At 65.8% G+C, this 12,859-nt stretch carries 9 protein-coding genes and 1 pseudogene; 5 read left to right on the top strand and 5 right to left on the bottom strand.

Annotated elements, in window-relative coordinates; all coding sequences use genetic code 11:
- Entirely contained in the window at positions 1 to 1,341 is a 1,341-nt protein-coding gene (locus tag HZI36_RS17130) for an MFS transporter (RefSeq protein ID WP_179403850.1), read from the bottom strand.
- Positions 1,342 to 1,736: 395 nt separating this feature from the next.
- Here HZI36_RS17130 and HZI36_RS17125 point away from each other — a divergent pair, with 395 nt between their 5' ends.
- Complete coding sequence (locus HZI36_RS17125; RefSeq protein ID WP_179403849.1) at positions 1,737 to 2,684, top strand: LysR family transcriptional regulator; 948 nt, start codon at positions 1,737 to 1,739, stop codon at positions 2,682 to 2,684.
- A gap of 155 nt (positions 2,685 to 2,839) precedes the next feature.
- Positions 2,840 to 3,364, top strand: a complete 525-nt coding sequence (uraD, locus tag HZI36_RS17120) for a 2-oxo-4-hydroxy-4-carboxy-5-ureidoimidazoline decarboxylase (RefSeq protein ID WP_179403848.1) — start codon at positions 2,840 to 2,842, stop codon at positions 3,362 to 3,364.
- Positions 3,365 to 3,481: 117 nt separating this feature from the next.
- On the opposite strand, the gene HZI36_RS17115 is transcribed toward uraD, so the two are convergent.
- Positions 3,482 to 4,891, bottom strand: coding sequence for a sodium:solute symporter family protein (locus HZI36_RS17115; protein WP_179403847.1), 1,410 nt, complete (start codon positions 4,889 to 4,891; stop codon positions 3,482 to 3,484).
- A 10-nt stretch (positions 4,892 to 4,901) separates the two neighbouring features.
- Positions 4,902 to 5,111 carry a DUF3311 domain-containing protein gene (locus tag HZI36_RS17110; protein WP_179403846.1) on the bottom strand — a complete coding sequence of 70 codons (210 nt, stop codon included), beginning with the start codon at positions 5,109 to 5,111 and terminating at the stop codon, positions 4,902 to 4,904.
- Positions 5,112 to 5,460: 349 nt separating this feature from the next.
- Between HZI36_RS17110 and HZI36_RS17105 the strand changes: the two genes are divergently transcribed.
- Positions 5,461 to 6,240, top strand: coding sequence for a hypothetical protein (locus HZI36_RS17105; protein ID WP_179403845.1), 780 nt, complete (start codon positions 5,461 to 5,463; stop codon positions 6,238 to 6,240).
- A gap of 306 nt (positions 6,241 to 6,546) precedes the next feature.
- Positions 6,547 to 7,929 carry a YadA-like family protein gene (locus HZI36_RS17100; protein ID WP_179403844.1) on the top strand — a complete coding sequence of 461 codons (1,383 nt, stop codon included), beginning with the start codon at positions 6,547 to 6,549 and terminating at the stop codon, positions 7,927 to 7,929.
- Between the two features lie 26 nt (positions 7,930 to 7,955).
- Here the strand turns inward: HZI36_RS17100 and HZI36_RS17095 are convergent, their stop codons facing one another.
- A complete protein-coding gene (locus HZI36_RS17095; protein ID WP_179403843.1) occupies positions 7,956 to 9,647 on the bottom strand; it encodes a hypothetical protein in 1,692 nt (563 codons plus the stop codon).
- 382 nt (positions 9,648 to 10,029) lie between these two features.
- On the opposite strand from HZI36_RS17095, the gene acnB reads away from it, so the two are divergent.
- Positions 10,030 to 12,615: a bifunctional aconitate hydratase 2/2-methylisocitrate dehydratase gene (gene acnB, locus HZI36_RS17090; protein ID WP_179403842.1), complete on the top strand. Its 2,586-nt coding sequence runs from the start codon at positions 10,030 to 10,032 to the stop codon at positions 12,613 to 12,615.
- 152 nt (positions 12,616 to 12,767) lie between these two features.
- On the opposite strand, the pseudogene dkgB reads toward acnB, so the two are convergent.
- A pseudogene (dkgB, locus tag HZI36_RS17080) lies at positions 12,768 to 12,848 on the bottom strand (2,5-didehydrogluconate reductase DkgB); the annotation flags it as partial.
- Between the last annotated feature and the right edge of the window lie 11 nt (positions 12,849 to 12,859).

Genomic DNA, 12,859 nt, shown 5'->3' with positions numbered 1-12,859 from the left:
TCAGTTCTCCTGCGGGTTGCCAAGCCGGCGGATGCAGACGAGCACGAGCACCGCGGCCAGAATTTCGATCGCCGCCACCACGTAAAGGCCCGCATCGACCTTGCCGGTGGCGTTCTTGATCAGCCCCATCACGTACGGCGCGCCGAAGCCGGCCAGGTTCGAGACCGAATTGATCAGCGCGACGCCGACCGCCGCCGCCCCGCCCGTCAGGTAGCGGTTCGGCAACTGCCAGAACACCGGAATCGCGCTCATCGTGCCGACGAGCGACACGGTCATCGCAAGCAGCGCGGCCGCGGGCGGCAGCGCCTTCGCGCCGAGCAGCGCCGCGAGCACGGCCATCGACACGCCGCCCGCGAGCGCCGCGCCGCTGAAGTGCCAGCGCACTTCGTTGCGGCGATCCGAATGCGCGCCGTTCGCGATCATGCCGATCGCGCCACACAGATACGCGGCCGCCGCGATCCAGCCGATGGCCATCGGCGTCGCGAAGCCGTCGTCCTTGATGATCGTGGGAATCCAGAACGTCAGCGTCGAGTTCGCGCACAGCAGGCAGAAGAAGATCGCGATCAGCATCCATACGTTGCGGTTCACGAATACCGCGCGCCAGTCGTGGCCGCGCTCGCCCATCGCGGCGTCGTCGCGGCGCAGCGCGTCGAGCACGACGCGCTTTTCGTCGTCGGTGAGCCAGTGCGCGTGCTCCGGCCGGTCCGTCATGTAGAACCATGCGACGACGCCGGCCAGCACCGACGGAACGCCTTCGAGCACGAACAGCCACTGCCAGCCGTGCATCCCGGCGAGACCGCCCATCGACGTCATGATCCAGCCCGCGATCGGGCCGCCGAGCACGCCCGCGATCGCGGACGCCGACATGAACGTGCCGAACGCGCGCGCGCGCCGCTGCGACGGATACCAGTAGGTCAGATAAAGGATCACGCCCGGATAGAAGCCCGCCTCGAACGCGCCGAGCAGAAAGCGCAGCACGTAGAACTGCGTCGGCGACGACACGTGGGTCTGCAGCATGCAGATCACGCCCCAGCAGATCGTGATGCGCATGATCGTCTTCTTCGCGCCGATCCGCTGCAGCAGCATGTTCGACGGCACTTCGAACAGGAAGTAGCCGAGAAAGAAGATGCCCGCGCCGAGGCCGTACACCGCCTCGCTGAAATGCAGCGTATCGAGCATCTGCAGCTTCGCGAAGCCGATGTTCACGCGGTCGAGCCACGCGAGCACCCACAGCACGCCGAGAAACGGCAGCAGCCGCCACGACACCTTGCGATAGACGCTCGCCTGCTCGTCGTCGACGCGGCCGGCGAACGCCGGCACGCGCTGTTCTGTGATGGACATGCTGTCTCCTGTCTGATCGGTCGACGCCGCGCGACCGGGGCGCCGCGACGGGCGCCGACGGTGGCGGTCCGTTCGGTAGGGAGCAAGTATAGGAATGGCCGCCCGCTGCGGAACGGGACCGCTGGTATAGGGCCAATAGCAACATCGATATACGGAGAAACGCGTTGTGCGACAAAGGCTTGCGCAAGATCGACGGGCGCGCCGGCGCGCCTATGGATTTCCCTAGCCCGCCCGCTTTCGTCGCGCAGGCACGCCTGGGCGCCGCCTGCCCGACCCGTGCGCGCGCGGATTCGAGCGCGCCGCCGTGTTGCCGTGTTGCGTGCGACACGCTACAACGTCACCATTCGCCGGCGGCGCGCACCGCCCGCCTCCGCTCACTCTGCACGGGACGCCCGATGATTCGCGCCGACGATCCGTTCGACACCTACCTGCTGCGCGTGCTCTGCACGCTGATCGCCGAACAAAGCGTGTCGCGCACCGCGATACGCATGAACCAGTCGCAGCCCGCGATCAGCGCGGCGCTGAAGCGGCTGCGCGCGATCTTCAACGATCCGCTGCTGACCCGCGAAAAGAACGTGATGGTGCCGACCGAGCGCGCGCTGCGGCTCGTGCGCAGCGCGCAGGCCGCACTGAGCGCGCTCGACCACCTGCTCGTGTCCGACGAGCGCTTCGATCCCGCCACCACGCAGCAGAGCTTCACGGTCGCGATGCCCGACTATCTCGCGCCGCCGTTCTTCGCGCACGTCGTGCGCGAGTGCCGGCGCGCCGCGCCGAACGCGCGCATCGCGGCCGTGCCGCTCAGCGCGACGTTCGATTACGAGCAGGCGCTGTCCGACGGCTCGGCCGACATCGTGATCGGCAACTGGCCGAGCCCGCCCGAGCATCTGCACCTGTCGGTGCTGCTCGAGGACGACGTGGTCTGCGTCGTCGCGCAGGACAGCCTCCACGCGCAGCCGGGCAAGCTCACCACGCAGGCGTATCTGAGCGCGTCGCACATCGTGCCGACACCGTATTCGCGCGACCAGCGCGGTGTCGTCGACACGGGCCTCAGCACGATGCGCGTGCATCGAGACAACCGCGTGAGCTGCCCGTACTTCAATCTCGCGCCGAGCCTGATCCCGGGCACCGACCTGATCCTGACCACCGGACGCCACTTCGCGAACTACCACGCGCAGCACGTGCCGCTCGCGGTGGTCGATCCGCCGATCGATTTCCCGTTCATGCGCTTTTACCAGCTCTGGCACCCGTCGCGCCATCGCTCGGCATCGCACGTCTGGCTGCGCGGCATGCTGAGCGCGGCCGCGCAATCGTTGCGCGACCTGCGCGACATGCATCGGACCTAGCCGCGCCGGCCTCGCGCCGGACTGCCGTATCGCGTTCTGTTATGCGACCTATAGGACCGCGCGCGTCGCTGCCGCCGCGCGCGCTTTCTATACTCGGCCCGTATTCGTCGTCCACGCCCGCCGATACGGCGGGCCTCACGGGAGCAAGGCCGCGCATGTCACAGTCGATCCATCCGACGCCCGTCAACGCACTCGATCACGCAGCGTTCGTGAGCGCGTTCGGCAGCGTGTTCGAACACTTTCCGCAGGCGGCGGAGCGCGCGTGGGCGCAGCAGCCGTTCGCGTCGATCGGCGCGCTGCATGACGCGATGATGAACGTGATCCGGCAGCTCGACGAGCGCGATCGGCGCGACTTCCTGAACCTGCACCCGCTGCTGTCCGCCGCGAACGTCCGCGCGGGCACGATGACGGCCGATTCGAACGCGGAGCAGAAGAGCGCCGGGCTCGACGCGATGTCGGCGCAGCAGGAAGCCGCGCTCGACCGGCTGAACGCGGCCTATCTCGAACGGCACGGCTTTCCGTTCATCATCTGCGTGCGCCACTACACGCGCGAAGGCATCTTCGCGTCGTTCGAGCGCCGGATCGGCCGCGGCACGCAGCAGGAGCTGGACGAAGCGCTTGCGCAGATCGCGGCGATCACGCGCGGCCGGCTCGATGCGCGCGTCGCCGCGCTGGGCTGAGGCTGCGCACCGCCCAAGACTAAGCGCCCAAGACTAAGGCGGCGAAGCCGATGGCTCCGGCCCCGCCGCCCTCTTGCTTGCCCGCCGCCCGATGTCGGGCGGCAGCCGCCGTCGGCGTCATGCCCGCCCGTGCGGCGACGAATGCCGCAGCGCGCCGACACCGCCCAGTTTCGCGGCGACGTTGACGCCGATCATCACGGCCACGTTCACCACGAGGCAGAGCAGGCCCAGGTTGAAGCCGCCGAGATCCGTCTGGCACGTATAAAGGATGATCGCCAGCACCTGGCCCGTCAGGATGCCGAGCGCGACCGCCACGGCCCGGACCCTGAGCGACAGCAGGATGACCAGCACGCCGGGGAAGAACTGCGTGACGCCGTACAGCGTCGTGTTGATCAGCGTGAGCATCAGGTTCGGCGTGAGCAGCGTCATCACGATCGAGATCGCCAGATAGACGACGATCACGAATTTCGCGCCGCGCTTCTGCCGGCTCTCCGGCATGCCGGGCAGCAGGTTGCGCGTGACGATCGGCCCGATCGCGAGGCACAGGCCCGCGAGCACCAGCAGTCCCGACAGCGACGCCGCCGCGGCCACGAGCCCGAGCAGCCATTCCGGCAGCAGTCGCGTGGCGGCCGCGAAGAACGCCTCGTTCGGCGACGCCAGATGCAGGTGCTGGCTCAGCGCGTAGTACGACGCGAGCACGAGGAACGGATACATCAGCATGTACAGCGGCATCACCATCTGCGTGCGCCGGATCGTATCGCCGCTGTTCGCGGTGAAGAAGAACTGCACGCCGACCGGCAGCATGTAGAACCCGAGCGACTGGAACAGCATCGTGCTCATCGAGAACGTGAGCTGCCGCGTGTTCATCGTGTTGCTGACGTGCTGGCTCGCGACGTGGAACACGTGCGAGATGCCGGCTTGCGACACGACCGCGGCGCCGGTGACGACGATCGCGACGACCATCAGGATGTCCTTCAGCACCGCGATGTACGCCGACGAACGCACGCCCGAGATCGCGATGTACGTGAACGCGAGCGCCGCGGCGATCAGGATCAGGAACGTCGGCGGGAAATTCCAGCCGAGCCCCTTGAACGCGGCGATCAGGCCGGTGAACTGCAGCTCGCCCCACGGCAGCAGGAACAGGATCGCCGTCGTGCCGACCAGCAGTTCGAGCGCGCGGCTGCCGTAATGGCCCTTGAACAGGTCGGGCAGCGTGATCGCGTTGTATCGCTTGCCGGCCGCCCAGATTCTCGGTCCGATGAAATAGCCGAGCGGATAAGCGAGCAATATGTAGCCGAGAAACCAGACGCCGTACGTCGGCCCTTTCGCATAAATGCCGCCCGGAAAGCCGACCATCGTGCCGATGCTGTAAATCTCGCCGGCGGTCAGGAAAAACACCAGGCACGCGCCGAATTGCCCTGAAGCGCAGAAGAAATCGTGCACGTCCTGCTTGCTGCTCCCTTTTTTCGATCGGATCGCGAGATAGAGGGAAAAAAGTATGAAGCCGAGGAAGACCGCGGTAGCCATCAGTATCTCCTTAGCGCGCTTGCGCGTCCGCCTTCGCGGGAAGGCGGTCGAACAGGCGCCAGCACGCCAGCAGGCAGCCGGAAGTCAGGACGAACCAGGCGAAGATCCATGCATAGACGAATGGCACGCCGAACATGAACAGGTCGACGGACGCGACCTTCGGCAGCAGGCCGACGACGCCGATGTAGGGGATGCCGATCCCGATGAACAGCTTGAGCATGTTGTCTCCCTTCTGGGTAGTGGCGAGATGAGTCGCGTGCTGGATTTCCTCTTCAGTTCAATATTTGTTAATTAAAAATAAATGCGATAGTGCCAGTCGCCGGATATCGATGAGTCCAATCACTCGACAGGAGAATCATGGACAAGTTTTTTTGATATTCGCCAATATTATTAATACCAATTTATTTTATTTTTAATAAACGCAAATACCCATTACGAATATTCGATATTCGTAACGGGTATTCGGGCATCGTTTCGAGTCGCATCGCGCGACGCCTCTCCGCCACGAGGCGCCCGCGCGACGGGTAGTCGGATTCCAGAAGAGTAGGCGCACCCGCGCCAGGATGAAAATGAAATTTGTCACTGGCTGCCAGTGGAATACGCAATGGCTTCCCGGCCCACGCCGGCAGATCGGGCATTGGCAAACCTTCCCGCGTGCAACAAAATCATGCCGGGTACGGGCTCGCGAACGGCTTCGGCATATCGAGCGCCGGCGACGACAATCCGACAAACGTCCAACAAACGGGGGGGCGATGAGATTACTGCGCGGTTTCACCGCATGTGCCGTTGCAGCCGCGCTGGCCGGTTGCGTCATTCAACCGGACCTGCTCGAACAGAACAGCGCCGGCGCCCCGCCGACGGCCGCGAACCGGATTCTGGTCGTCGTCGATTCGAGGTTGTTCGGCAACCCGCCGTACGGCACCGAAGGGCGCGCCTACATGTCCGGGCTCGGCTCGGGCCTGCAACACGCGCTGGCCGACGTGCCGTCGAAAGTCGTCGAGGTGGATGCGATGGCGTTCACCAACCCGGTGCCGCCCGCGCTGCAGGCGTTGCAGCCGAGCCACGCGATCCGCGTCCATACGGTGTCCGACCTGCGGCGAGCGGACGTTCCGATCCACGCGACGTGGCAAATGGACGTGTCGAGCGTGACGACGGCGGCGATTCCCGCCACCGAAGGCAAACCCGCCGGTACGCGTTTCACCCTCAAGCCGATCTACAAGGCGCGCGCCGAGGGCGACACGTGCCTCGACTCCGACGGTCTCGCATACCAGTGCGGCGAAGCGATGGGCAAGCTGCTGGGCGACACGCTGCGCGCGGCGCACGTGATGCAGTTCGGGGCCGGGGCCTGAGGACGATGCGCTCGACCATGACGACGCGCAAACTGCGATGCGTTTCGCCTATCCGGTCGCCATTTTTAGGACCAGTCTGATTTAACGGACAAAGGGTAATCCCTAGAATCGGTAAACGTTCGAGCCCGGCCGGCAGCGCGCGCTGCCAGCCGTTTTTTGTCCGTCCGATTCAGTCACCTGCCCTTCCCTATGCACACGACTCATCGCATCACTCGACACAACGCGGCCGGCTTGCGGGCCGCCGGCTCCCCCATCGCGCGCGGCCATGCCCGGGAGAGAGGCAGCCGACGTTCGGGAACACTGCGCGTGGCCGTTGCGATTGCGGCTTGCAACCCGCTCACCGCGTACGCGGCATTCGATGCATCCCTGCGCATCGACGCGGACTCGGCGGCGACTGCCGAGACCGAAGCGGACGGCGCGGGCGCCATTGCCATCGGCGCCGCCGCCCGCGCCGGCGCGCCGGGTGCGGTGGCCGTCGGCCTGGATGCCGCGTCCGCGGCGGCCGGCTCGATCGCACTGGGCGCGACCGCGTCGGCATCGGGAACGCGTGCCGTGGCGATCGGCGACGGAGCCGGCGCTGAAGGCATCGCGTCTTCCGCCATCGGCGTCGGCGCGCGCGCGACGGGACGCGATGCATCGGCGTTCGGCGCAGCATCCGGGGCGGACGGGAAAGAATCCACCGCGCTCGGCAGTTTCGCTTACGCGGCGGGCGAAGGGTCCGTCGCGCTGGGTCTCGGCGCAACGACCGGCGACGACGACGCCGTCGCCATCGGCCGCCATGCGGCTGCATACACGAACGGCAGTATCGCGATCGGTTCCGGCACGGCGGTGTTCAACGACAAAAGCGTCGCGATCGGTTATGAATCGGTGGCGGACAGTGACCTCTCGACTCGCGCGTATGCGCCGGGCGCGAACGTGCACGCGATCGCGGCGGCGGTGCCGTTCGCGGAAGTGTCGGTCGGCTACCCGGGAGAGGAGCGCCGCATCACCCACGTTGCCGCCGGCGCGGCCGACACGGACGCCGTCAACATCAGTCAGCTGAAAGCGGTCGACCGGCGCGTACAGGAAAACCGCACCGCGCTCGACGATCTGCAAGGCAGGATCACCGGCATCGACCACCGCATCGACCGGCTCGACGGAACCGTCGCCACGGCGCCGGATTCCGGCGCCGGTAGCGAAACGCCGCCGCACGTGGCGACCGATCCCGAGCCGCATCCCGAGCACCCACCGGCGGCACCACGCGAACGCCCGGTAGCGGACCGCGCCGACATCGCTCCGGTCGATTCGTCGCCGCCGCAGCCGCGCGTGCTCACCCACGTGATGGCCGGCGCGCAGGACACCGACGCCGTCAACGTGCAGCAGCTCAACGGCGTGAAATCGCAGGTGGCGGGCATCCGGCAGAGCGTCGACAACCTGCAGAGCCAGGTCGACCGGCGCTTCGACCAGATGAACGGCCGCATGAACCGCCTCGGCGCGATGAACGCGGCGATGTCGACGATGGTGGCCAGTGCGGCTGCGCTCAGGACGGACAACAGCGTCGCGATCGGCACGGGCCTGTATCGCGGCCAGGCGGCGCTGGCGATCGGCTACCAGCGCAAGATTGCCGGCCGCATGGCCGTGACGATCAGCGGCTCGACGGCCGGTAGCGCGGAGTACAGCGTGGGCATGGGTGCCGGCTACGGCTGGTAGCCGGCACGACAGGAAACGACAAGAAACTACCGGGCGCGACGATCGACATCCGTGCCCGGCGTGAACGACACGCCGCGCAACACTTCGGCGAACCCCGCGCTGCGCAGCGTCACGAACTTCTGTTGGGCTGCGCCGGCGGCACTCGCATTCTTCAGCACGTCGCGAATCGCAACGAGCTTGTTCGGATCGGCACCCGTATCGCCGTTGCCGCTGACCGTCGACGTGATCGCCCAGATCGTAACCGTGCCATCGTTCTCGACACGCCCCGTCAGGTTCCGCAGACCGTCCGTTGCCGGCGCCCACGGCAGCCCGGTCGCCGAGTTGTAACCCATCGGATAGCCCGGCACCGTGTACTGGGTGCCGAGATTCAAGCCCGCCTGCAGCGTATAGGCGAGCGCCCAGGTTTTCGTGCCCGCGTTGTAGATCCATTTCTGCAGACCGGCCGTCGTTTGCGCGGCGGCATGCGTGTACAGATCCGCCCCGCCCGCGTAGCCGTCGCCTTCGTCGGCGACATAGAGCGTATTGGCGTCGGCGAACCAGAGACCGAACGGATAGGAAAGCTGGGTGGCCGTCTTGTTCGGCGTGGACGGGAAGCCGGCGAGGATACACATGTTGCTCGGCAAGCCGGACGTTTGCAGCGTGGCCGGATCGTACGCAAGCGGCGTCGTGGGCAGCGTCGCGTTCGGCGACGGCACGCCCACGCCGTTCGGGCAGGCGCTGCCCGTCGTATCGAGGAAGTAGACCGTATTGACGCCGTTGCCGCCGCTGCCCTTCGTGAAGTACAGCACGTTGTGGTAGACGGCCATGCCGCGGAAGTTGTCGTCCTTGCCGATCTTGTCGGCCTTCGCGCCGAGTTCGGTCACGGAGAAGCTGCCGACCGGCGTCGGCGTGCCGGGGTTCTGCTGCGCTTCATGCTGATCGGACGGGGCGATGAATTGCGCGCCGGCGCCGAGAATCACGCCGTTCGGCTGAGGATTCGCGCCGTTGCCCGCATTGCCGGCGGTGTAGAACACGTCGTTGCCGTCGCGGTCGTTCAGAATCGCGCTGCGTCCGTTGTTGCCGCTGTATGCGTTCGTTTCGGTAAAGCGGAAATGTCCATCGCGATCCATTCGCGCGACGGCGCGATAAACCGCCTCGCCGACGGGATTGGTCGGATCGATCGCGCCCGGGGTGTTCGAGTTGGAGACGTCGAGCGTGTCGACCGGGGCGACGTAGCCCATGAAGGTCAGATACCGGTGGTCGGTGGACAGGTGCAGCCCGAGTTCCGATTTCGAGCTGAAGCTCGTGACGAGCTGGTCATGTCCCGAGCCGTTCTGCAAACCGTTCGGCACCTCGAGCGTGCTGACGAGAGCCCCGGCCGGGGTGATCTGATCGAGCAGAATGCGCGACGTGATGCCGAAGCTGCCGTCATAAAGATCGTTGTTCCACACGTACGGGTACGTGCCGTCCACCAGCGCGCCGGTCGATGCGCCGCAGCCGCCCTTGGTGCTCGCGCAATTCGGCGGGAGGACTTCGCCGACTCGAACGGTGCTCGACAGGTTGTCGTAGACGCTGCGGCTGACCACCAGGAAGCCGGGGTAAAAGCGATGGCCGGCGGGAGAGTCGGATTGCTCCGCATGAACGGCGACACTGGCGATCGCCAGTGCGAGCGCGGAAAGCGCGATGCGGCGGGCGGGCAAACGACGGTGATGCTCGGGATGAATCGGCGCGGTCTTCATATGCGGTCTCCAGACGGATTGGACAACTTTTCGTAAGACTGACCTGCATGACACTCGCGCTAGCGTAAAGGGCGTCGATGACGAATTGATTGCCGTTTTTCGACAAAACGGCGCAGGGGAAGGTGTCGCGGCGCACGGCGTGGGATCAGGCGAACGTCTCGTCGAGCGCCGCCTTGCCGACGTGCACAATCAGGGATTCGCTCTGCCCATCCGTGTTGTCAATCGGCGACCGGGATCCTCGCGGCCCTCACACTCTTATATAAGACATAAGACATTTGACGATACAGTGGATTGCCACTAAAATCGCGGTCAAAGCAGCACCAGGGACAGCCTCGGCGTGCCTGGACAGCCCTCCCCTGAAACGCGATACAGCAGGTGCCCCATGCTTGAAAATTTTCGTGCTCACGTAGCCGCACGTGCCGCGCTCGGCATTCCCCCCCTGCCGCTGACGGCTCAGCAGACCGCCGAACTGGTGGAACTGCTGACGAACCCGCCCGCCGGCGAAGAGCAGACCCTGCTCGACCTCATCACCCACCGCGTGCCCGCCGGCGTGGACGAAGCCGCCCGCGTGAAGGCGGGCTTCCTGGCCGCCGTGGCCAAGGGCCAGACCGCCTGCGCGCTGATCTCGCGTACCCATGCCACCGAACTGCTCGGCACGATGCTGGGCGGTTACAACATCCAGCCGCTGATCGAGCTGCTGTCCGACGCCGAAGTGGGCGCCGTGGCCGCCGACGCGCTGAAGAAAACCCTGCTGATGTTCGACCAGTTCCACGACGTCAAGGAACTGGCCGACAAGGGCAACGCCAACGCGCGAGCCGTGATGCAAAGCTGGGCCGACGCCGAATGGTTCACCAGCCGTCCGGAAGTGCCGCAAAGCCTGACCATCACCGTCTTCAAGGTGACGGGCGAAACCAACACCGACGACCTGTCGCCGGCCCCGGATGCCACCACGCGCCCGGACATCCCGATGCACGCGCTGGCGATGCTGAAGAACACCCGTCCCGGCATCACCCCGGAAGAAGACGGCAAGCGTGGCCCGATCAAGTTCATCGAGTCGCTGAAGGAAAAAGGCCACCTGGTCGCCTACGTGGGCGACGTGGTCGGTACCGGCTCGTCGCGCAAGTCGGCCACCAACTCGGTGCTGTGGTTCACGGGTGAAGACATCCCGTTCATTCCGAACAAGCGTTTCGGCGGCGTGTGCCTGGGCGGCAAGATCGCTCCGATCTTCTACAACACGATGGAGGATGCCGGCGCGCTGCCGATCGAACTCGACGTGTCGAAGATGGAAATGGGCGACGTGGTCGAACTGCGCCCGTACGAAGGCAAGGCGCTGAAGAACGGCGAAGTGATCGCCGAGTTCCAGGTCAAGTCCGACGTGCTGTTCGACGAGGTGCGCGCCGGCGGCCGCATCCCGCTGATCATCGGCCGCGGATTGACCGCGAAGGCACGTGAAGCGCTGGGCCTGGCCCCGTCGACCCAGTTCCGCCTGCCGCAGCAGCCGGCCAATAGCGGCAAGGGCTTCTCGCTGGCCCAGAAGATGGTCGGCCGCGCCTGCGGTTTGCCGGAAGGCCAGGGTGTCCGGCCGGGCACGTATTGCGAACCGAAGATGACCTCGGTCGGCTCGCAGGACACCACCGGCCCGATGACCCGCGACGAACTGAAGGACCTGGCGTGCCTCGGCTTCTCGGCCGACCTCGTCATGCAGTCGTTCTGCCACACCGCCGCCTATCCGAAGCCGGTGGATGTGAAGACCCACCAGACCTTGCCGAACTTCATCAGCACCCGTGGCGGCGTCGCGCTGCGCCCGGGTGACGGCGTGATCCACTCGTGGCTGAACCGCATGCTGCTGCCCGACACCGTGGGCACCGGCGGCGACTCTCACACCCGCTTCCCGATCGGCATCAGCTTCCCGGCCGGTTCGGGCCTGGTCGCCTTCGCGGCAGCCACCGGCACGATGCCGCTGGATATGCCGGAATCGGTGCTGGTCCGCTTCAAGGGCAAGATGCAGCCGGGCGTGACCCTGCGCGATCTCGTCAACGCGATCCCGCTGTACGCCATCAAGCAAGGCATGCTGACGGTCGCCAAGCAAGGCAAGAAGAACATCTTCTCCGGCCGCATTCTCGAAATCGAAGGCCTGCCCGAGCTGAAGGTCGAGCAGGCCTTCGAACTGTCGGATGCGTCCGCCGAGCGTTCGGCCGCCGGTTGCACGGTCCACCTGAACAAGGAACCGATCATCGAATACCTCAACAGCAATATCACGCTGCTGAAGTGGATGGTCGCCGAGGGCTACCACGATCCTCGCACGCTGCAGCGCCGTATCAAGGCGATGGAGCAGTGGCTGGCCGACCCGCAACTGCTGTCGCCGGATGCGGATGCCGAGTATGCGGCCGTCATCGAGATCGACCTGGCCGACATCCACGAGCCGATCGTGGCCTGCCCGAACGATCCGGACGACGTGAAGACGCTGTCGGACGTGGCCGGCGCCAAGATCGACGAAGTGTTCATCGGCTCGTGCATGACCAACATCGGTCACTTCCGTGCCGCGTCGAAGCTGCTGGAAGGCAAGCGCGACATCCCGGTCAAGCTGTGGGTCGCCCCGCCGACCAAGATGGACCAGAAGCAGCTGACCGAAGAGGGCCACTACGGCGTGTTCGGCACGGCCGGTGCCCGTACCGAAATGCCGGGCTGCTCGCTTTGCATGGGCAACCAGGCACAGGTGCGCGAAGGCGCGACGGTCATGTCGACCTCGACCCGTAACTTCCCGAACCGCCTGGGCAAGAACACGAACGTGTACCTCGGCTCGGCGGAACTGGCGGCGATCTGCTCGCGCCTGGGCAAGATCCCGACCAAAGCCGAGTACATGGCCGACATCGGCGTGATCAACGCCAACGGCGACCAGATCTACAAGTACATGAACTTCGACCAGATCGACGACTTCAAGGAAGTGGCCGACACCGTGCAGATGTAACGTGCTGTCGGGCTACGGCGTGTCGTTCTCGTCGTAGTGCCACGGAATGGCGCCGCAAGCTGAATGCCTGCGGCGCTATTTTTTTGTCAGTTCCACACCGGGGCGAGGCCCTCGGGGTTGACCTCGCGACCGTTGCGCTCCAGCGCGGCGATCAGCGCATTGCGCACCGAGTCGATCACGGTCTGGCCCGCCAGGCGGAAGGTGCCGACGCCAAAAGAAGGGATGGTGCTCATGGAAAAACTCC

The sequence above is a fragment of the Burkholderia guangdongensis genome, from assembly GCF_013403875.1.
In the GTDB taxonomy this organism is placed as follows: Bacteria; Pseudomonadota; Gammaproteobacteria; order Burkholderiales; family Burkholderiaceae; genus Burkholderia; species Burkholderia guangdongensis.
This window is presented reverse-complemented; position numbering and strand designations above follow the sequence as displayed.